This is a genomic window from Taibaiella helva (assembly GCF_003545695.1).
Taxonomy (GTDB): domain Bacteria; phylum Bacteroidota; class Bacteroidia; order Chitinophagales; family Chitinophagaceae; genus Taibaiella; species Taibaiella helva.
On record NZ_QUZZ01000011.1, the window covers coordinates 91,847 to 111,668 of the forward strand.

Annotated in this window: 20 protein-coding genes; 16 read left to right on the forward strand and 4 right to left on the reverse strand. The window is 50.1% G+C overall.

Features of this window, described 5'->3' with window-relative positions; all coding sequences use genetic code 11:
* Window positions 1-122 precede the first annotated feature (122 nt).
* On the reverse strand, window positions 123-3,233 hold the full coding sequence (gene secDF / locus DZC79_RS16650) for a protein translocase subunit SecDF (RefSeq protein ID WP_118952737.1): 3,111 nt from the start codon (window positions 3,231-3,233) through the stop codon (window positions 123-125).
* A 251-nt stretch (window positions 3,234-3,484) separates the two neighbouring features.
* On the opposite strand from secDF, the gene DZC79_RS16655 reads away from it, so the two are divergent.
* The 4 genes from DZC79_RS16655 to DZC79_RS16665 all read left to right on the forward strand — a co-directional run bounded on the left by DZC79_RS16655 (window position 3,485) and on the right by DZC79_RS16665 (window position 8,018).
* Window positions 3,485-3,859, forward strand: coding sequence for a septal ring lytic transglycosylase RlpA family protein (locus tag DZC79_RS16655; RefSeq protein WP_118952800.1), 375 nt, complete (start codon window positions 3,485-3,487; stop codon window positions 3,857-3,859).
* 180 nt (window positions 3,860-4,039) lie between these two features.
* Window positions 4,040-6,412, forward strand: coding sequence for a M14 family zinc carboxypeptidase (locus tag DZC79_RS16660; protein WP_118952738.1), 2,373 nt, complete (start codon window positions 4,040-4,042; stop codon window positions 6,410-6,412).
* A 220-nt stretch (window positions 6,413-6,632) separates the two neighbouring features.
* Window positions 6,633-6,863: a class I lanthipeptide gene (locus tag DZC79_RS21350; RefSeq protein ID WP_157977219.1), complete on the forward strand. Its 231-nt coding sequence runs from the start codon at window positions 6,633-6,635 to the stop codon at window positions 6,861-6,863.
* A 75-nt stretch (window positions 6,864-6,938) separates the two neighbouring features.
* Window positions 6,939-8,018, forward strand: coding sequence for a TraB/GumN family protein (locus tag DZC79_RS16665; RefSeq protein ID WP_198666926.1), 1,080 nt, complete (start codon window positions 6,939-6,941; stop codon window positions 8,016-8,018).
* Between the two features lie 58 nt (window positions 8,019-8,076).
* Here DZC79_RS16665 and DZC79_RS16670 read toward each other — a convergent pair whose 3' ends face one another.
* Window positions 8,077-8,325, reverse strand: coding sequence for a type B 50S ribosomal protein L31 (locus DZC79_RS16670; protein ID WP_118952740.1), 249 nt, complete (start codon window positions 8,323-8,325; stop codon window positions 8,077-8,079).
* 222 nt (window positions 8,326-8,547) lie between these two features.
* Here DZC79_RS16670 and DZC79_RS16675 point away from each other — a divergent pair, with 222 nt between their 5' ends.
* The 7 genes from DZC79_RS16675 (at window position 8,548) to DZC79_RS16705 (ending at window position 12,455) form a co-directional block, all read left to right on the forward strand.
* On the forward strand, window positions 8,548-8,925 hold the full coding sequence (locus tag DZC79_RS16675) for a hypothetical protein (protein ID WP_118952741.1): 378 nt from the start codon (window positions 8,548-8,550) through the stop codon (window positions 8,923-8,925).
* A 9-nt stretch (window positions 8,926-8,934) separates the two neighbouring features.
* Window positions 8,935-9,567: a SprT-like domain-containing protein gene (locus tag DZC79_RS16680; protein ID WP_118952742.1), complete on the forward strand. Its 633-nt coding sequence runs from the start codon at window positions 8,935-8,937 to the stop codon at window positions 9,565-9,567.
* Window positions 9,568-9,626: 59 nt separating this feature from the next.
* A complete protein-coding gene (locus tag DZC79_RS16685) occupies window positions 9,627-10,655 on the forward strand; it encodes a serine hydrolase domain-containing protein (protein ID WP_118952743.1) in 1,029 nt (342 codons plus the stop codon).
* Window positions 10,656-10,905: 250 nt separating this feature from the next.
* A complete protein-coding gene (rpsF, locus tag DZC79_RS16690) occupies window positions 10,906-11,283 on the forward strand; it encodes a 30S ribosomal protein S6 (protein ID WP_232831860.1) in 378 nt (125 codons plus the stop codon).
* Between the two features lie 23 nt (window positions 11,284-11,306).
* The gene (gene rpsR / locus DZC79_RS16695; protein WP_118952744.1) at window positions 11,307-11,573 is read left to right on the forward strand and encodes a 30S ribosomal protein S18; all 267 of its coding nucleotides are present in this window, start codon (window positions 11,307-11,309) and stop codon (window positions 11,571-11,573) included.
* Between the two features lie 8 nt (window positions 11,574-11,581).
* Window positions 11,582-12,028 (forward strand): 50S ribosomal protein L9, encoded by a 447-nt coding sequence (rplI, locus tag DZC79_RS16700; protein WP_118952745.1) that lies wholly within the window; start codon window positions 11,582-11,584, stop codon window positions 12,026-12,028.
* 163 nt (window positions 12,029-12,191) lie between these two features.
* The gene (locus DZC79_RS16705; RefSeq protein WP_118952746.1) at window positions 12,192-12,455 is read left to right on the forward strand and encodes a hypothetical protein; all 264 of its coding nucleotides are present in this window, start codon (window positions 12,192-12,194) and stop codon (window positions 12,453-12,455) included.
* Between the two features lie 236 nt (window positions 12,456-12,691).
* Here the strand turns inward: DZC79_RS16705 and DZC79_RS16710 are convergent, their stop codons facing one another.
* The gene (locus DZC79_RS16710) at window positions 12,692-14,104 is read right to left on the reverse strand and encodes an MBL fold metallo-hydrolase (RefSeq protein WP_118952747.1); all 1,413 of its coding nucleotides are present in this window, start codon (window positions 14,102-14,104) and stop codon (window positions 12,692-12,694) included.
* Window positions 14,105-14,344: 240 nt separating this feature from the next.
* On the opposite strand from DZC79_RS16710, the gene pckA reads away from it, so the two are divergent.
* Window positions 14,345-15,964, forward strand: coding sequence for a phosphoenolpyruvate carboxykinase (ATP) (gene pckA / locus DZC79_RS16715; RefSeq protein WP_118952748.1), 1,620 nt, complete (start codon window positions 14,345-14,347; stop codon window positions 15,962-15,964).
* 99 nt (window positions 15,965-16,063) lie between these two features.
* Here the strand turns inward: pckA and DZC79_RS21355 are convergent, their stop codons facing one another.
* Window positions 16,064-16,219 carry a hypothetical protein gene (locus DZC79_RS21355; RefSeq protein WP_157977220.1) on the reverse strand — a complete coding sequence of 52 codons (156 nt, stop codon included), beginning with the start codon at window positions 16,217-16,219 and terminating at the stop codon, window positions 16,064-16,066.
* 168 nt (window positions 16,220-16,387) lie between these two features.
* On the opposite strand from DZC79_RS21355, the gene DZC79_RS16720 reads away from it, so the two are divergent.
* From DZC79_RS16720 to DZC79_RS16735, 4 genes are all read left to right on the forward strand, one after another.
* Window positions 16,388-16,873 carry an RNA polymerase sigma factor gene (locus DZC79_RS16720; RefSeq protein WP_118952749.1) on the forward strand — a complete coding sequence of 162 codons (486 nt, stop codon included), beginning with the start codon at window positions 16,388-16,390 and terminating at the stop codon, window positions 16,871-16,873.
* 5 nt (window positions 16,874-16,878) lie between these two features.
* On the forward strand, window positions 16,879-17,697 hold the full coding sequence (locus tag DZC79_RS16725; RefSeq protein WP_118952750.1) for an anti-sigma factor family protein: 819 nt from the start codon (window positions 16,879-16,881) through the stop codon (window positions 17,695-17,697).
* Between the two features lie 44 nt (window positions 17,698-17,741).
* The gene (locus tag DZC79_RS16730; protein WP_157977221.1) at window positions 17,742-18,605 is read left to right on the forward strand and encodes a hypothetical protein; all 864 of its coding nucleotides are present in this window, start codon (window positions 17,742-17,744) and stop codon (window positions 18,603-18,605) included.
* A gap of 425 nt (window positions 18,606-19,030) precedes the next feature.
* Window positions 19,031-19,819 carry an amidohydrolase gene (locus DZC79_RS16735; protein WP_118952752.1) on the forward strand — a complete coding sequence of 263 codons (789 nt, stop codon included), beginning with the start codon at window positions 19,031-19,033 and terminating at the stop codon, window positions 19,817-19,819.
* Window positions 19,820-19,822 lie beyond the last annotated feature (3 nt).

Consider the following 19,822-nt stretch of genomic DNA (forward strand, 5'->3'; position numbering starts at 1 on the left):
AATTATTTAATACTTAGGTTCTGTGAGTTCATGAGAAAAGGAGCGCTTGCATCGCCGCGAGAACAGAATGACAAAAAAAGCCCCGCGATTACCGCGGGGCTTTTTCTATTATTGGAATATGATTAAGCTTGTTCTTTCAGCTGGCGGATCCTTTCGTCCTTGTCTTCCTCAACACGCAGGCTATCGCTCTTATCCATGTCTACCAGGATAGGCGCCGCCACGAAGATGGAAGAATAAGTACCGGCCAGCACGCCGATGGACATCGCAAAGGCGAAGCCGCGCAGTACCTCTCCACCGAAGATGAACAGGATAACAGCGGTAAGGAATACGGTGAGCGAGGTCATAATGGTACGGCTCAGGGTATCGTTGATAGCGCGGTTCACCACTTCCTCTTTCTTACCGTTAGGTGTCTTACGGAAATACTCGCGGATACGGTCGAACACGATCACGGTATCGTTCATGGAGAAACCGATCACCGTCAGCAGGGCTGCGATAAAGTGCTGGTCGATCTCCAGGGCGAAGGGTACGATGTTCTTAAAGAAGGAGAACACAGCCAGGGTAACAGCCACGTCGTGCACAATCGCCACGATAGTGCCCAGGGAGTACTGCCACTTGCGGAACCGTACGAAGATATAGATGAAGATGGCCAGCACGGCAACGATGGTTGCATAGATAGCACCTTGCTTCAGGTCTTTGGAAATGGTCGGCAGCACAGTCTGGCGGCTCTGCACATATTTGCTGGTAAACGTTGCCTGGTCTACATCGGCGGGGATCAGCTTCTCATTCTTCAGACCTTCATACAGCTTGGCTTCCACTTCGGCTTGCACCTCGCGGCCGGGTTTGCTGATCAGGTAGTCGGTAGTGATGTTCAGCTGGTCGCCGGAAGCGCCGATGGTTTTCACTACAGGGTGGTTACCCAGGTATTTGTACAGGTGCTCGCGCACTTCGCTCACTTTATGAGGCTGGTCGAACTTGATGGTATAGCTGCGGCCTCCGTCAAATTCAACGCCGTAGTTAAAGCCATTGAAGAAAGACGCAATACCTGCCAGGATCAGGATCGAAGAGAAAACATAGGCGATCTTACGTTTCTGGATGAATTTGAAATGCGCTTTCTGGAAAATGGATTTAGACAGCTTGGTAAAGTAGTTGAAGTGACGACCACGCTTCATATAGGTGTCGGTAATCAAACGGGATACCAGGATACCGGTGAAGAGCGACAGCAGCAGCGCCAGGATCTGGGTGGTCGCAAAGCCTTTGATGGGACCAAGACCGAATGCGTACAGGATAATGGCTGTGATCAGGCTGGTGATGTGACCATCGAGCACCGGCGCATAAGAGCGCTTGTAACCTTTGGACACCGCCTCCTGGTAAGTATCGCCCAGGGCCAGCTCTTCCTTGATCCTTTCAAAGATAATTACGTTGGTATCTACCGCCATACCGATACCCAGCACGATACCGGCGATACCGGCCATAGTGAGGGTAGCGCCCATATTGGCCAGGATACCGAAGGTGAACAGCATGTTCAGGATCAGGGCAATGTTAGCCACGATACCGCCGGTGCTGTAGTAAACGATCATCAGCACGAAGATCACCAGGAAGGCTACGCCGAAAGAAGTCATACCGCCGTCGATAGACTCCTGGCCCAGGGTAGGGCCTACCACCTGCTCCTGTACGATGGTAGCGGGAGCATCCAGCTTGCCGGTCTGCAGGATATTGGCGAGGTCGGTACCTTCAGCAGCGGTGAAATCACCGGTGATGGAAGAACGTCCGCCGGAAATCTTTTCATTTACATTGGGAGCAGAGTATACATAATCGTCGAGCGTGATCGCGATGGGCTTACCTACGTTAGCGCCGGTGAGCCTGGCCCAGAGAGCAGTACCTTGCTGGTCCATTTCCAGGCTGATCTCCGCTTTGCCATTCTGGTAGTCGAAGCGGGCAGTCTTCACGCGATCGCCTTCCAGCTTGGCTTTATCGCTGCCGTTCACGGTCTTGATCGCATAGATTGCGTAAGGAGGCTCTTTGTCGCCGGTCTTACGGCCGGGCAGGTCGCCTTTCAGGAATTTAATATTGGGGGGGAACTGGTTTTTAATGATATCCATGTTCAGGTAGCCCAGCAGCTTGTCCGCATCTTTGCGGGCCACCATACCGATGTAGGAGGCGCCGTAGGTCTGGCCCTGCTGATTTACTGCAGGGGCCATGATAGAGAACAGGCTTTCTTCGCCTTTGCCGTTAAGGCCATTGCTGTTGGCGCCTTTGTTGCCGGCGCTGTCGCCTTTGGCGACAAGGCTGGCCAGGCTTCCGGTGTCGGCAGCACTATTCGCAGCAACTTTAGCGGTGTCTTTTTTAGCGGAAGAATCGTTTACTGCTACGGCAGCGGTATCTTTTGCAGCAGGAGTCGTTTTGCCGTTCTTCAGGTAATTGGTCAGTATCTCGTTGGCACGGCCGAGTGAGCTGCCGATCTCTTCCAGCGTGGCTACTTCCCAAAACTGCAGTTTGGCAGTTGCCTGCAATACTTTACGAACAGATTCCGGGTCTTTTACACCAGCCAGCTCCACGGTGATGATACCTTTATTCTCATCCAGGTTGATGGAGGGTTGGGATACGCCGAATTTATCGATACGCTTGGTCAGTACGTTGTAGGTGCTGTGCACCGCTTCTTTGGCAGCGTCGCTGATCACTTTCAACACTTGTTCGTTGGTAGAGCTTTGTGTGATCTTGGCCTGGCTGGCTTTGGTAAAGAGGGGCGCCAGGCGGCCACCAGGCACAATCTGCTGGTAAGCCTCACCGAAGAGCTTCACGAAGTCGGCATCGCTGTTGGCTTTCTTCTGGTTGGCCAGGTCGATCGCTTTCTTCAGGTTCGCATCATGAGCATTGTTGCTCATAGAAGCCACCAGCTCATCCACACCTACTTCAAGCGTTACGCTCATACCGCCCTGGAGGTCCAGGCCCAGCTGCAATTCCTTTTCTTTAACCTGCTTGTAGGTATACTTAAGGCCCAGGAAATTGAATACCGTTTCATCGCGCAGACTGTCAGTAATGTGCTGCAGCGCTTTGTCGATCAGCAGATCGCGATCGGCTCCTTTAACCTCGGGAGCCGAAGCAGATACCATCTTCTCGGCCTTAGCCTTATTTTTGACATCTGCATTGTGAGCGATAAAAGTAAACGACAGGCGCCATAACGAGAATAGGATCAGGGCCGCGGTAAAGAACTTTACCATTCCTTTAAGCTGCATAGGTAATCTGTTAGAATCTTAGTAAATTTTTTTTATAAGTGGGCAAAGATAGCATTTAATTATAAAAAAATTAGGAATGGTTGTTGGAAGCGTGGATAACTTTTTTTATGCAAAAAAGAAAAGCAGAACTTTAATTTATATAATTTTCAAAATCAAATCATATGACCTTTGGATTTGGCCTGAAAACGGCGCTTTTTCGCAAGATAAAGTCCTTGTTAAGCCTCAGATTCGTGTTTTATGCATGGCCTGCTATGAAAAGATGTTTTAGCCACCCGGAACGGGGATGTTTGCCGGCCTTGCTTCTTCTGCTGGTCTCCTGTACACCCAAGGTAGCCGAAACAGGAAAGGCCTCCTATTACGCCGATTTCTTTAAAGGGCGGAAGACTTCCAACGGCGAAACCTTCCGCCAGCGGAAGCTGACCGCAGCCCACCGGACATTACCTTTTGGTACGAAAGTAAAAGTGACCAACCTGAAGAATGGGAAAACAGTCAAAGTAAGGATCAACGATCGCGGGCCCTTCGTCGACGGACGCATTATCGACCTGAGCAGAAAAGCCGCCCGGCGGCTGGGCATGGTCGACGACGGGGTGGTACCCGTGGAAATCAGATACAAAAAAAGCAAATAATCCGCTGCCATGAAGCTAAATCCGTTCGCCCGATGTCTGCTGCAGTTTGGCCAGGAAGCAGGCTAGCAAATCTGTTTACACTATATAGTACTTTTTCTGTAAATAGCTGTCTTAATATAAAATTTCCCCATACATAAACGGGCGCAGGACCTGAGGTCCGGCCTGTAAAAATGAAAAGCAATGATGCATCGCATACTCCTCGTCATGGGCCTGCTGCTGGCTCCGTCTGCCTTTAGCCAGCAGGCAGAAAAATACCACCGTGTACAAGTGAACACAGGTGAAGACGGTCTTGCACGCCTTGCCCGTGCCGGGATAGCCGTCGATCATGGCGCCTTTAAGGAAGGCTTTTATTTCATCAGCGACCTGTCGGATACCGAGCTGCAGCAGGTGCAGGCGACCGGCCTGCAATACACGGTACTTATCAATGATGTAAGCGCTTATTACCGCGACCGCAACAAGACCACTGAAGCAGCAAAGCCGACCGATGCCGGCTGTACCGATTGCCTGGATTACCCTACACCGGCCAACTTTCAGCTGGGTAGCATGGGCGGCTTCTTTACCTATCCCGAAATGCTGGCCATGCTGGATAGTATGAGAAGTAAATATCCGCAGCTGGTAACGGTAAAGCAAACCCTGGGCACAACTACTACACTGGAAGGCCGGCCCCTCTACTACGTCAAGATCAGCGATAATCCCGACAATGACGAGAATGAGCCGGAAGTACTGTACACTGCGCTGCACCATGCCCGCGAGCCGGAATCCCTGTCGCAGCTCATTTTTTATATGTGGTACCTGCTCGAAAATTACAGTACCGATGTGCAGATCAAATACCTGGTCGACCATACCGAACTGTATTTCGTACCCTGTGTCAATCCCGATGGTTATATATACAACGCTACTACCGATCCCGGCGGCGGCGGGATGTGGCGCAAGAACCGGCGAAACAACGGCAGCTCTTTCGGGGTGGATATCAACCGCAACTACGGCGCTTTCTGGGGCTATGATAATATCGGCTCTTCGCCCAGCGGCAGCAGCGATACTTATCGCGGTACTTCCGGCTTTTCGGAGCCGGAAACGCAGGCCATACGCGACTTCTGCAATACGCGCCAGTTCCGCATTGCGCTTAATGCCCATACCTTCAGCAACCTGCTGATCTATCCCTATGGTCATACCCCTTCTTTCCAGACGCCCGACTCCATGATCTTTCAGGCTATCGCTGCCGATATGACGGAGTGCAGCGGCTTTGCGGCCGGCACCGGCGATCAGACGGTAGGCTATGTAACGAACGGCGACAGCGACGACTGGATGTATGAAGAGCAGAGCACCAAAGGCAAGATCTTCTCGCTGACACCCGAGGCCGGCGACCAGTCCGACGGCTTCTGGCCGGTATCGTCCCGCATTATACCTATTGCGAAGCAGACTATGGACCAGAACCTGGACGCTGCCCGGCTCGCGACGGCCTATGCCGAAGTGAAGCCGCTGAGCGAGCCATTTATTACGAATATCAGCAGCCATGTACCCTTCCGCTTCCGCAGGACGGGATTGGGAAACGGGACCTTTACCGTATCTGTTATCCCCCTCTCCGCCAATATCGCTGCGGTAGGGGCGCCCCGCGGCTTTACCAATCCTGCGCAGCTGCAGCAGCTGACCGACTCCATATCGCTGACGCTAAGCAGCGGCATCACCGGCGGCAGCACGGTACGCTATGCTCTGCAATGGCAAAACAGTGATGGCTATACGGCAGCCGATACCATTACCCGCGTGTACGGTACCGACGTCCCGGTGTTCCACAGCGAGGGTAGCTCGCTCGATCCTTTTATAACAACAACCTGGGGTATTAGCAGCACGCAGTTTACTACTGTCGGTGGCAGCATCACTGACAGCCCCAACGGCGATTATGCCTCAAATACGACCAGCCTGATCGCAACCAAAGACTTTATCGACCTTACAGGAGCGGATGCCGCCTATTTATCCTTCGACGCCCGCTGGGATATTGAAAAAGGATTTGACTATGTAACGGTAGAAGCTTCGGAGAATGGATCGGTGTATAGCCCGCTGTGTGGTTTATACACGCGCAAAGGCAACCACAACCAGGGCGAGGTAGCGGCGATGTATGACGGCTTGCAGCACGACTGGGTAAGGGAGATGATCGATCTGAATGATTATGCCGGTAAAAAGATCAAGCTTCGTTTTGCGTTGCACAGCGATGCCGGCCGGGAAAAAGACGGCTTTTACTTCGACGAGATGATAGTACACAAGATAGGAGAAACGGGGGTAGGTGTAGAGGAAAAGCGTACTGAAAAGATATACCTGTCGGCAGCACCCAACCCGGCTACCGGTAATACAATGGTATCGTTCCGGTTGCCCGGTAGCGCCGGCAGTCTGCAGCTCACCGACCTGGCGGGCAGGGTAGTGCAGCAATACTCCCTGCAGCGGGGACAACAGCAGCAGCGCCTGGATCTGGGCCACCTGCCTGCCGGTGTTTACTGTTGCAGGCTGGTTGCCGCTGCCGGCGACGCTTCGGCCGTGATCCGGATCGCAGTCCATCATTAATCCGAGATATAAATAAAATTATTAAATAAATTATATGCAATTATATAATAATGTTTATGCTATAATCGTTAAGAATGTCAAGCTGGCAAGTGCAATGAGATGCTGGAGATAACCCAACCAAAACAGCACGGCCGTTTACCCTCAAAAAAGTAAAAAACGCTGAACAACCGCTCCATTGGCGTAAAGACAGGAGAGGAATCCTATAAATTAAAAAAACAACATGAAAAAGACTAAATTGAACATTGCAAAATTGCAACTAAACAAAGAGAAGATTGCCGAATTGACCGACGAATATGCTGGATTAATAATAGGAGGAACATATTATGCGGTGTGCGCCGACTATACAAGGTTTTGCGATGTGATCATGCAAACGGGGACTTCTGTATACTGCGTGCCCCCAAACCCTGGCGACACGCGTTGTGATGATTGTGGTGTCTGCCCACGTTTTTAACGAAAGAGAATGTTTTGCAACTTATTCCCAAGCCCTCTAACATAATGTTAGAGGGCTATTATAAACGAGAAATGTATGATGCAGCGAGCCAGTTTTATTAAATTGTATAAACTAATATCACTGATAGTCATTTTGTGTAATCCCGCATATTGTTTGGGCCAGGTGCTGACTGCTACAGACACAGGCCTTATACGCCGCGCAAAAGTTATTATATTATCGGAATGGCATTTATCGGACCTCTTTCCCCTATACAAACGTAAGCTAATTGAAAAGCTATATAGGGACGACGGGTTGACCGATCTTGTTTTAGAAACAGGAAAATCTACAGCCTATTTGCTGAACGAATACATAGCAACCGGTGATACTGGTATCATGCGCAGTTTTCCTTTATTTACACAAAGGGACAGAGATTATTGGAAAGCATTTCGCAGGTATAAATTACCGTCAGGAAAACCGATAAGAATTCACGGAGTTGATTTTGAACGGATGTCTATAGTGCCGGCACTAAAGCGGGTATTGAAAAAAACAGGAAACACCAACAATGAACTTTACAGATACTTAGCAGCATTACCCGATACGATCCTGAATTTGTATAAAAATGATTCATTGATACCAGAACGGAGCGCTGTTATTCAAAAGTGCATGTCCATCTACAATTCAAATGTAAAATACTACAGCTCGATATATGACAATGGGTATGTAGTGAAAGAGATTTGTACAAATACTGCTATAGAAACGGAATGGGATAAAAGATTTGATGCGATGGCACATAACCTTCGGTTGCTTTACAATAAGAAAGCACACAAATATCTATTGATAGTAGGTATTTATCATGTGGATTGTCCTAATCCCATATATAAAGAGATGGAGCAGGAATATCAATTGCAAGAAAATGACATTGTGAATATTGCGCTTGTGGTCAAAGATTGTGAGGCCGAAGCCATGTATAGAGGAAAAGGATACGTCAAGCTAAGTACAAGCAGAAATATTCTGAACCACCCCGGCTTAGTTGATTCGCTGTATAAGCTCTATTCATTGCCTTGCACGTATCAGTTGGTTGATGTTAAGACCAGATTCCCAAATTACAAACCAGCCTTCAAGTGCGATTACATTCTGCCCATTGATTGTAAATGGAATGATTCAAAATGTAATTAACAGTAAAAAAAGCGCTGTTCCGGCGGGAACAGCGCTTTTGCTATTTTGAAGATTCGTATTAGTCTTTCTTGGCGTAACGCTTCTTGAATTTCTCAATACGGCCCGCAGTATCGATAAACATGGATTTACCGGTATAGAAGGGGTGTGAAGTATTGGAAATTTCGACCTTGATCAGCGGATATTCCACACCGTCGAGGGTGATGGTCTCCCGGCTGGGTGCGGTAGAACGGGTGATGAATGTTTCATCATTGGACATGTCTTTGAAGACAACAAGCCTGTAATTTTCGGGGTGAATGCCTTTTTTCATTGTATTATCGTTTGAGCATGGTTTCTAATCATGCGTGAAATAAGGGCGCAAAGGTAAAACTTTTTCTAATGCGAACCAAAAAAAGAGAAATTGCCTTTCCCGGCCCCTGAGGGTGGCAAAAATACGGCAGAAAATACCCTCATCATCAAATAATAAAAGATCGCCTCATGAGTTTTCTATATCTTGTTTTATCTTTGAAAGCTCAATCTCAAACCAGCACCTATGCAGCACAAATTTGTGATCACGGTAATTGTTGTATGCCTTATCCTGTCGGGGCTGATCTATTACCTGTACACGCAGAATCCTGCATATGATTTTGCCTCGCTCCTGATCGGCAATATTACCCTGGCGTTGGTGTCGCTATTGTCTTTCAATATTATCAAACGGGGCATCCGCGCCGACAATCCCAACGCCTTTGTGCGGGCCAAGATGACGGGCACTATGCTCAAGTTTTTCATCTGCATCGCGATCCTGCTCATTTATATTTTTGTTAAGGACCGTATGGTTCACAAGCCTTCCTTATTTTTGTTTTTAGGAATGTACGTAGTGTATTCGGCGATAGAAGCAGTGCCACTTTCCCAACTGGCCAAGAAAAAATGATGGATTTGTATGAGCAAGCAGGAAGCTCCTTTTCACGTGCTGGAGCAGTTTTTACCGGAAGGCACCTATCGTAAGGTCGCTCCTTTTTTCAGAGACTACGACATTCATTTAACCATAGCGCACGACCGGGTGACCATCCTGGGTAATTACCGCTCTCCTTCCCGCGAATATCCTGCCCATCGCATCAGCATCAACGGTTCCCTTAATCCTTACAGCTTTCTCATTACCCTGCTGCACGAGCTGGCGCATATGCTGGCCTATATTCAATACCGGCGTGCCATAATGCCGCACGGACAGGAATGGCAGGCGATCTTCGGAGAGCTGCTGAGCAAATACACCGGAAGAGGTATTTTCCCCGACAATGTAGAAGAGGCCCTGGCCAAGTACCAGGACAACGGAAAAAAGATCAAAGCCTCTACCTGCAGCGATCCCGAGCTGTACCGCGCGCTGAAGAAGCACGACCGCCGCAAAAAGCATATGCGCCTGGTAGAAGAAGTGCCGCTGAACGAGCATTTTGAAACCCACGACGGGCGTATCTTCCAGAAGATCGAGAAGCTACGCACCCGCTTTCGCTGCAAGGAAGTTGGCACCGGTTATGTCTATCTTTTCCCCGCGCTTTCTGAAGTCAAGCTGATCGGCTGATGCCATTCGTAAATATTCGCTCCGCTAACCCTGAACCATCCCCCTAAACCGCCATACTTATGCGTTTTTTTCCCTTTTTATACCTGCTGCTGGCAGCAAACCTGTCTTTATATGCACAGGGAACCAGCTATACCCGTGCTATCGATTCGCTCATTACCGCCCCGGGCAATCCCCGTCCTTTCAGCGGCGTGATCATGATCCGGCAAAAAGGCAAGCTGCGGTTCGCAAAAGCTTACGGCATGGCCAACAACGAGACGAAGATGCCCCTGAAGATCGATGACCAGCTTTCCATTTTATCCAACACCAAGCAAATGACCGCAGTGCTGGTGCTGCAGGAAGTGGAGAAAGGACATATAAAGCTGGATGTACCCATCCGTAAATATCTCCCCGCATTGGAGCAAAGCTGGGCCGATACGGTAACAGTAGATCAATTGCTGAACCACACTTCCGGTGTGATAATGCCGGACCGGCCGCTGGCTTTCCGCCCCGGGACCAGCTACCAGTACTCCAATGCAGGCTATGCGCTGCTGGCGCAGATTACCGAGCATTCCAGCGGTAAGTCTTATGCAACGCAGATCAGGGCCCTGTTCAAAAAGCACGGGATGACGCACAGCCTTTTCCCTGACAGCAGCAACCAGCAAAATCTGGTGATGGGTTACCGGCACAAGGCTGATGGCAGCGTAACGCCGGTGAAAGGTATTGTCTTCAGCACGGAGCAGGTACCTTTCGGCGGCATGATCTCCACAGCCGGAGATCTTTCGCTGTGGAACGAGCTGCTGCATACCGGTAAGCTGCTGCGCCCCGAAACCTATAGCCTGATGGTACACTATCATACCAAAAACAGTCATCCCGTCTTCGGACCGCAGGAGATCGGATATGGCTACGGCTTGCGGATCAACGACGGGGGCAAGGTAAAAGAGTATGGCCATACCGGTTATGCTGCAGAGCAGGGCTTTACCGCGGTCAACCTCTATTACCCGGCCAGCGGTACCAGCGTGGTAATCCTGGAAAACCAGGCCTATGATAATTTTGATATTGCCTATTTCTATGAGGCGGAGATAAGGAAGCTGGTTTTGAGGGAAATGTAGAAGTTAGAGATTAGACATGGATGTAAGTGAATGTAAATATTTGGCAGTTTGGAAATTGGAAATTAATACCTGGTACATAATACCTGATACTCAATACCAGGAATCCCGACAAATTTTAAATTTGGTTTATTTATCAGGTAGGCTTACCTTTGCCGTCCGAAAAATTACGCCGACCACTTGAGACTTCCTCAGTGACCATGTGTTGCAGTTGGCGTAAACGACGGGTTCATTTTTAAAAAATCATTTAGTAATGGCAACAACCAACATTCAGAATTATGAGATGATGTTGATTTTCACACCTGTTCTGGCAGATGATGAATTCAAGGCAGCTCATAAGAAATTCGTTTCCTTGATCAAGGAACATGGCGGTGAGATCGTTCATGAGAACGCATGGGGATTGAAATCCCTGGCTTACCCGATTCAGAAAAAGACAACAGGCCTCTACGTTGTCGTAGAGTACAAAGCCCCTACCGATCTGAACGCAAAAGTGGAGCTTCAGCTGAACCGCGATGAAAACGTAATGCGTCACATGATCACGCATCTGGACAAATACGCTGTGGCTTACAACGAGCGCAAACGCAATGCGCCTGCAAAAGCTGAAGTGAAAACTGAAGAAACCGTTTCCTAATCCCCTTTTAATCTCAATCGACAATGGCTAGACCTAACGATATAAAATACCTGACTACCACCAGGGTAGAAAAGCGTCAGAAGAAATACTGCCGTTTTAAAAAGCTGGGCATCAAATACATCGACTATAAAGATGCCGAGTTCCTGAAAAAATTCCTGAATGAGCAAGGTAAAATGCTGCCCCGCCGCATTACCGGTACTTCCCTGAAATACCAGCGTAAACTGGGCCATGCTGTAAAGAAGGCGCGCCAGATGGCTATCCTGCCTTATGTTACTGACCTTTTAAAGTAAAATAAACAATGGAAGTTATATTAATAAAAGACGTTGATAACTTAGGCGCAGCCCACGAACTGGTTGAAGTGCGTCCCGGCTATGCCCGTAACTATCTGATCCCTCAGAAGTACGCTATCGAAGCAAGCGTTTCCAACAAAAAAGTGCTGGAAGAACGCCGCAAACAATTACAGAAGCGCGAAGAGAAGCTGATGGCCGAGATCGCCAAGGTTTCCGAAGTGCTGAAAGCCTCTCCCGTAAAGCTGGGCGCCAAGATCGGCGTTTCCGGTAAGATCTTCGGTTCCGTTACCGCTATCCAGCTGGCCCGCGCTATCCGCGAGCAGAAAGGATACGAGATCGACCGTCGCCGTATCAGCATCATCGACGAGGTGAAAGAAGCCGGTACGTTCAAAGCCCAGATCGATTTCGGTAAAGAGAACGTAGTAGAGCTGGAATTTGAAGTTGTAGGCGAATAAGCCGGTTTCAAAACCATATTTTAAAAGCGCTTCCATTGGAAGCGCTTTTTTTACGGCCGGCCGAAACAGTCGAAAAGCGGCAACGGACTAAAGTTTTCCTAATTGGCATAACCTTGCCAAAAGATAGACTTAAATTAGCTGAAACCAACCAACACACGATTTTATGGAAAAGAGGACAGAAGTACCCGAATACCGGGTCCGCTTGCCGGACCACGCCATTGCCCGGCTGCTGGGAATTACCCTCAGCGACTATCAGCTGCTCAGCCACCGCCCCATTGAAGCCTACCGCGATATCCACGGCAAAATTGTTGAATTCTATATCCATGTCAGCTCCAATAACAGTCCCCGGCTATTGGATCAGCTGAATATGGACCGCAGCAATTTTGTACGCTTTACGCCGGAAAAGGTGTACGCGCAGTATGTGTAGCCATTAACCCCCATCCACCTTGAAACAATACTGCCGGTATTGCTGTGCCGCATACGCCTTCATAAAGCAGCCGCATGGCAAGGTATGCTTTTCATGCGTAGAGCCATTGCGGACAATGGCTCTACGCTAAACAGACAATACATTATTCCTTTTCCTTCATTGGGAGCCCTTGTATGCAAGCGCTCCGCGTTGCAATAGCCTGCGTTTCGATAAACAGCATACAGGCAACGGCTTACTTAGCCCAGGTCGCCAAGACCTATGGACTGGTGCTGCGCCGGTATCTCCACATCGCGGAAACCCTTGCGCTGCAGGCGCTGGCTGAATTTTTGCTGCACCTCGTATTCGCCGTGTACCAGGAATAGCTTGCGCACCTGCTGCGGATCCTGGCAAGCCAGCCACTGGCTCATGTCTTCATAATCGCCATGCGCGCTCAGGCTTTCGATCACGACCACATCAGCCAGCACCTTGTACTCCTGGCCGAAGATGCTTACCTCTTTTGCTCCCGCTCTCAGCCTGCCGCCCAACGATTCCGGCTCGCAGTAACCCACGATCAGGATCGTATTGTTAGGGTTCTCGATATTGTTGGCAATATGATGCTTTACCCTGCCCGCTTCGGCCATACCGGAGGCCGAGATAATGACGCAGGGCTCTTTCTTGAAGTTCAGCGCCTTCGATACTTCTACATCCTCGATCATGGTAAGCCCGTTGAACATAAAGGGGTCCTCGTCCTTCTTCAATACCTCCTGCACCTTGCTGTTGAACAGTTCCGGGAATCGCTTCACGACCTCTGTAGTGGCTACCGACATGGGGCTGTCGACAAAGTAATCCAGCTTGGGCAGGCGATTTTCAAGCTCCAGCTGGTTAAGCGCATACAGCAGCTCCTGCGTGCGGCCTACGCTGAAAGCCGGGATGATCAGCTTGCCCTTTTTGTGCAGGCAGGTCGCTTCGATCTGCGAGAGCAGGTGCTCGGCCGGAGGTGTGGACAGCGGGTGCAGCCGGTCGCCGTAAGTCGATTCCATAATAATGTAGTCCGCCTGTGGGAAGATGGCCGGCGACTTCAGGATGTCGTCGCCATAACGGCCTATGTCGCCGCTGAAAGTAAGGCGTACTGTTTTGCCGTTCTCCCTCAGCTTAAGGTGTACGCAGGCGCTGCCGATAATATGCCCTGCATCGGTGTACAGCAGCTCCACCTGGTCGTCTATACGGGTCCACTGGTCCATCGGAATGATCTCCAGCAGGGGAAACACCTTTAGCGCGTCTTCGGTAGTGTATAGCGGTTCTTCCGGCGGCTTGCCTTTCCCCGCCTTTACCTTATTGGCAAACTTCAGATCCATCTCCTGTATGTGCGCGCTGTCGCGCAGCAGCACATCGGCAAGCGCGGCTGTAGCCTTGGTGCAATAGATCTTACCCTTGTATCCTTCTTTGACCAGCTTGGGCAGCAGGCCTATATGATCGATATGCGCGTGAGAAATAATCACGACATCGATCTCCTCCGGATCAAAGCCGAATTCCTGGTTAAGCCTGAGTGTATCTTTTCCCATACCCTGGAACATACCGCAATCGAGCAGCACTTGCTTGCCGGGGTTGAGATGGATCACATGCTTGGAGCCGGTAACGGTACGGGCGGCCCCGTGAAAGGATATTTTCATAAATGAAGCACAATTTTAAACCCTAAAGTAAACAATAAATCGTCCGCCTCTTTCTAAGCTGTTGGTAATAAATGTATTTTAACACTTGTCTGTTACTCTGCACCGTTGCGCTGTAAGTACAGTAAGCTTTAATTGCCGGGGAAGTTCGCGGTGAGTAATAACCCACCGTAAAGTGTTAATTCTTTACGGCGTATGCGATTTTGTATTAATTTTGCAGCCAGTTTTCAAAACAAAAAAAACATGCAAGAATACGGCCTCAAAAATGCCTCGGCAAACCTCGCTGCCGCAGGTTTAAATGTTGCGATTGCCCACTGGAACCTGTCTCCGGAGGTGCTTACCCAAAAAACGATTGAACTGGGTCAGGGTGTATTGAACGATACCGGCGCTTTATGTGTCAGCACGGGAAAATTCACGGGCCGTTCTCCCAAAGACAAATTTACTGTGAAGGATGCCATCACTGAACATTCAGTAGATTGGGGTGATGTTAATATTCCCATTGCTCCCGAGACTTTTGATAAGCTGTATGATAAAGTGTGCGCTTACTTATCCGGAAAAGAAGTATGGGTACGCGATGCTTATGCCTGTGCCGATCCCAAGTATCGCCTGAACATCCGCGTGGTGAACGAAACCCCCTGGGCCAACCTGTTCTGCAACGACCTGTTCCTGCGTCCGACCGAAGAAGAGATCAAATCCCAGAATCCCGATTGGCTCATTCTGCAGGCGCCCGGCTTCCTGGCCGATCCTGCTACCGATGGTACCCGTCAGGGCAACTTCACTATCGTGAACTTTACCCGCAAAGTGATCCTGATCGGCGGCAGCGCTTATACCGGCGAAATGAAGAAAGGTATCTTCGGCGTACTGAACTTTGTACTGCCCCACGATCATAAGGTGCTGTCTATGCACTGCTCGGCCAATGAAGGCAAAGACGGCGACGTAGCCCTATTCTTCGGCCTCAGCGGTACCGGTAAAACCACCCTGAGCGCAGATCCCAACCGCGCCCTCATCGGCGACGACGAGCATGGCTGGGCCGATGGTTCCGTATTCAACTTCGAAGGCGGCTGCTATGCCAAATGCATCGACCTGAGCGCAGAAAAAGAACCCCAGATTTACAACGCGATCAAGCCCGGCGCCCTGCTGGAGAACATCAAGTTCATCGAGGGTACGCATACCGTAGATTATCACGACGGCAGCATTACGGAAAACACCCGTGCCGCTTACCCGATCGATTATATCGCTAATGCCAAAGAGCCTTCTTTCGGCGGCGATCCCAAAAATATTTTCTTCCTTACCTGTGATGCCTTCGGTATCCTGCCGCCCATTTCGAAGCTGAGCAAGGGCCAGGCCATGTACCATTTCATCAGCGGCTATACCGCAAAGGTAGCCGGTACAGAAGTAGGAGTAACCGAGCCGCAGACTACTTTCTCAGCCTGCTTCGGCCGCGTATTCCTGCCCCTGCATCCGACCAAATATGCCGAGCTGCTGGGTAAAAAGCTGGAAGAGCATCCCGATGTGAATGTATGGCTGGTGAATACCGGCTGGAGCGGCGGCGCTTATGGCACCGGTCATCGCATGAGCCTGAAGTATACCCGTGCAATGATCACTGCTGCTATGAACGGCGAGCTGGACAATGTAGCATATGCTCCCCATAATGTATTCGGTGTGCAGATGCCCCAGGCCGTTAACGGTGTGCCTTCCGAGATCCTGAATCCCCGCGATACCTGGAGCGACAAAGAAGCTTACGATAAGAAAGCCAGCGAGCTGGCCGGCCTGTTTGTAAAGAACTTTGAGAAATACGCCGATCAGGCTAACGAGGAGATCCTTGCTGCAGCACCTAAAGTGAATGTCGAGGTAACCAACTAAGCCGGTCAGGCTAAGAGTAGTCCTGACAAGGGCCGGAGCGATCCGGCCCTTGCTGCATTTTTGACCACAAGGGTCGTTAAGATGATACCATGTACCGGTTTATTCTTCTTCTTCATGCCGCTCCGGCCGCATATCGGGTTCGTTCAGCCTGTTTTCCAGCTTTTTCCGATCCCGCTTGTTTTTGATCACGACAAAAAGGACGAGACAGAGCACCAGCAGCACAATGATCCCAAGCACCATTCGATTGATTTCCATAACCTGGATTTTGCGGCCATGCGGAATCCTCTATGGATACAACAAACAGGGGCCGGTTGGGGTTGGCGGGAACAGAAAACATAACACTGGCAGCCCGTGCCTTGCGGCTTTTCAGAAAATATTCCGTTCCTTGTAACTTTTCTCCTGTGCCGCCGATCTATCTGCAAAATGACGACCTCTGAATACAACCGCTGCGTACATGAGCTGTCAGACAGCCTGTATCGTTTTGCGTGGAAAAGTATAGGTGAGGCCGAAGAGGCAAAGGATATGGTGCAGCAGGCTTTTACGGTATTATGGGAAAAGAGGGCGGAGGTGCCGCCGGAAAAAGGAAAGAGCTTCCTGTTTACCGTCGCCTACCGGAAATGCATGGATGTGCACCGGGCCAGAGGACGAACGACAGGGACGGAACGGCTGCATGAAAATGCCCTTACGGAAGCCCCCAGGACGAATGAGCTCAAAAAAATATTACAGCAGGCGCTGGCGACACTCGATCAGCAATCCCGCAACCTCGTTTTATTAAAAGACTATGAAGGATACAGTTACGAAGAAATAGCCGGAATGACAGCGCTTAACACAACCCAGGTGAAAGTATACCTGCATCGGGCACGGAAATCGCTGAAAAATTACCTTGTGAGTAAGGAACATGTAATCTGATACGGATGAAGCTGACCAAAGAAAATATTGAAGAATACCTGCTGCTCCTGGTCGACAACGAACTGGACGCTGCCGAAGCAGCAGAAGTGAACGCTTTTGTGATGCAGCATGAGGAATGCCGTTCTCTCCTGGAGCTGTATCGTGCTACAAAACCGGACACCGGGGAAGCGCCTTATGTTTTCCCCGAAAAGGAAAGCCTGCTGCGGCAGGAGACGCCGGCAATGCTCTTCGGAACCATAAAACCTTTCCGTATGTGGCGGCAGGCGGCAGCAGTGGCTTTATTGCTGGGTACAGGACTGGTGCTGACATTGCTCGTAGCACGTAAAGATGGTAAGGAAATAAGCTCCCCTTCGCCCAGCGCCGGCGCAATAACGCAAAACAAAAAACTGCAGCAAGAAGAAGTGCCGAAGCCATCAACGCCTCCACCATCAACGGCTCTGGCGAATGTATACCCCAACAGAAGGCTGCCGGTCGCTGCAAAGACAGCATACCCGGACCAGGCAGCAGTAGCGCCTGTAAAGCGCAGGGAGCGTGAAGAGATTGCGCCTCTGGCTGCTGCCACTTTACCGGCGACGATTGCGGAAGAAAGCCCCGCACCCATCATACAGGCGATAGACCGGGAATCGGTTCCGGCCCTTACAGCCGGCCGGAAGGAGCTGCCGGGCTGGGTGCCGGTTAAAGAAGAAAGTCTCGATGGTGTCAACGACCTGGTAAGCCAGGTGCAGGAGCTGCGCGATAACCTTGCCGCAAAAGCGAAGGTGCTGAAGAGGGCCAGCTTCGTGATCCGTATCGGGGATAAAGATTTGATTGCTCTGGGTCGCTGAGCGGAAGTGCCCGGGTTTCCTGAACAAAAAACATGATGCGATATATGAAACGCTTTACAATTATCAGCGCCATTTTGTGCTGCTTAGGCCTGGCAGCTGCGGCACAGGAAAAAAAAGAGGACGAGGATAGGAACGTTGATGCCCGGTTGCACATCGGCAAAGAAGATACTGCCAGGAGCCATACCTATGTTTCGCTGGGTACTGATGGTATTAAGGTAAGCTCCAAAAGGCTCGACAGTATTAACCAGGGCCGTAAGGTGAAGTTGCACTTCCTGATGCTCGACCTCGGTATCAATGCCCTCAACGACCGTACCGACTACAGCTCACCCGCAGCGCAGCAATACCTGCAGGTGCCCGGCGATAAGAAGAACAGCAACTTGTTCTCACTGCGGCAGGGCAAATCGATCAATGTGAATATATGGCCCGTATTGATGGACATCCGGTTGCTGAAGACCCGCAGCCAGAAGATCTCTCTGTACACCGGGGCCGGATTACAGCTGTACAATTTTAAGTTCAACAAGGACATCACCTATCTCAACAACACCAGCCCTATGCTGATTGAGGACACTGTGCAGTTCAGCAAGAACAAGCTGGCCTTTGCTTATGTCAGCATACCGCTTATGGTTAACTTCAAAACCCGCATGGGCGGCAATTTCTGGGTCACTTACGGGCTGGGTGTTATCGGTGGCTATTGCTTCGACTCCTGGACCAAGCAGATATCCGATGAAAGAGGAAAGCAAAAGAACCATGACCAGTTCAACTTCCAGAAATTCAACCTTAACCTGAGCGGAGAGATCGGCATCAACGGGTATATCCGGTTTTACGGCACTTACCAGATAACGAACATGTACCAGAACAGCCTGGTGCAAAACCCTTATTGCATCGGCATCCGCTTCTTCGGCGTTTAACCTTTCTTCATACACACGGATATATTTCCGAAGGCTGTCCTGTCGAGGATAGCCTTTCTTTTTTGATCTCCGCAAGCCTTTCCTGAAGGGACTTTATAGGTTACCACGAGCACGAAGGCTGCTTTTTATTTGCTCACGGAGGCGCAAAGAGATTAAATAAGATCTCGCAACACCACAGCGGCGCTGCGAGAAAAGAAATAGTCATCCTTCTTCGTGTCTACGCGCCTTGGTGAGCAATATTGTATAAAGGTTAGAGCAACAAAGCGATCAGGATTCTTCATTCCACATGCTCGTAAGCTGCTTTCGGGATGACAGCGTGGTGTTTACGGAAAAGCTGATCATACTATTCCAAAGCCTGGTAATGAAATAAACAGCTGCGTCGCTGTGTCGCCGCGAGGGAAAAGTATTTTTAATTAAATTGCAGTATGCCTTCACTGACCATCAGCCTTATCCAGCGCGCGCTGCACTGGGAAGATAAAGAGAAGAACCTGCAGCAATTTGGCGAGGTTATTGCCGCCTTGCCGCCTGCGGCCCAGGTAGCAGTGCTGCCCGAAATGTTCAGCACAGGTTTCAGTATGAAGCCGGAGGCCCTGGCAGAAAACATGGACGGACCAACCCTGTCCTGGATGAGGGAAACCGCCCGGCAATACCGAAAGATCATTACCGGCAGTGTGATCATTGAAGAAGACGGGCATTATTACAACCGCCTTATCTGGATGCTGCCCAATGGTGTCTTTCATCATTACGACAAAAGGCATCTCTTTGGCTACGCCGGGGAAGACCAGCATTACAGCGCAGGAGATAAGCGCCTTATTGTACGCGTTAATGGCTGGAAGCTGTGTCTGCAGGTTTGTTACGATCTCCGTTTCCCGGTATGGGCCCGGCAGCAATCTGCAACCGGCGAGGCAGAGTATGATATCCTGGTATACGTGGCCAACTGGCCGCAGCGCCGCAGCCATCCCTGGAAAACCTTGCTGCAGGCGCGGGCTATCGAGAACCAGTGTTATGTCATCGGGGTAAACCGTATCGGCGATGATGGCAATGGCATCTACCACAGCGGCGACAGCATGCTGGTCGATCCGCTGGGAAATACGTTATGGCAGCAAGCCGATGAACCGGCTGTCTACACACATACCTTTGAGCCGGAAGCATTAGTCGAAATCCGGAATCATTTTCCTTTTCTTCGGGATGCCGATCAGTTCCTGATCCGCTAAATA